This is a genomic window from Escherichia albertii NBRC 107761 = DSM 17582 (genome assembly GCF_000759775.1).
Taxonomy (GTDB): domain Bacteria; phylum Pseudomonadota; class Gammaproteobacteria; order Enterobacterales; family Enterobacteriaceae; genus Escherichia; species Escherichia albertii.
In genome coordinates this window covers 1-866 of sequence record NZ_BBMY01000227.1, presented here as the reverse complement: position 1 = coordinate 866, position 866 = coordinate 1, and the positions used below count along the sequence as shown (strand labels likewise).

1 protein-coding gene is annotated in these 866 nt (G+C 51.4%); it reads right to left on the bottom strand.

Annotated elements, in window-relative coordinates:
- Positions 1–866 (bottom strand): phage tail protein (locus EA14781_RS22215; protein WP_042336410.1); only part of this gene is annotated, 866 nt, incomplete at both ends.

Genomic DNA, 866 nt, shown 5'->3' with positions numbered 1-866 from the left:
TTCCTGATGGCCACCGCTCCGGTGCACGGGAGTCCCGGGGGAAAGCTTTGCCCACTGTTTTAACGAGATCGCCTTCAATCTGGTTCGCGGACAATTTTCCCAGAACCCGACAGTTCTCGTTAATCGTGACGTTGTTGAGCGTCCCGGAGTTCGCATTCACGTTACCGCTGATATCGGCATTTTTCGCCGTCAGCCGCCCGTCCGGTGTCAGGGAAAATGCCGGAGGATTACCGCCGCTGGTAATGGTGGGAGCCGTCAGATATTTCAGGAACACTTCATTCATAAATATCTGATCGCCCTGACCAACAAACATCGGCTTTGTGTTGCCATTCGCAGGATTAATCATCGCAATCCTGTCTGCCGCCAGCAGCACCTGACTCTGCATTCCTGCTGGCGTATTCTCAATACCGGCACCGATACCCGCAATATAAAGGCGTCCGTCCTGCATCTGCTGCAGTTTCACGGCCCACATGCTGTTCAGGTTATTATTTGTATCAACCTGAACTTTCTGTATCTGCTGGATTGCCGCACTCTGATTTTCCAGTTTTTTATTGACGGTCTGCGTGATTTCATTGCTGACATTCGTAATGGACGTCCTGATTTCAGCCAGGTCCGGCGCAAGCTGACCGTTATCAATCTGCGTCCACAGCTCCTGGGCCAGATGTGTTTTCCCGATTTCTCCTTTGAAAAAATCCAGGTAACCTTCCGCATCATCGCTCGCCCGACCGACAGCCTCCACGAATGCCGATTTGCCAACAGTATTCACACTGCGGATATAAAAATAATAATCATGGCCCGGTTTGATATTGATACTGGCAGCTATCCAGTACAGCGCCGAGCCAAGATAGCGGGCTGCGGTTTCAACC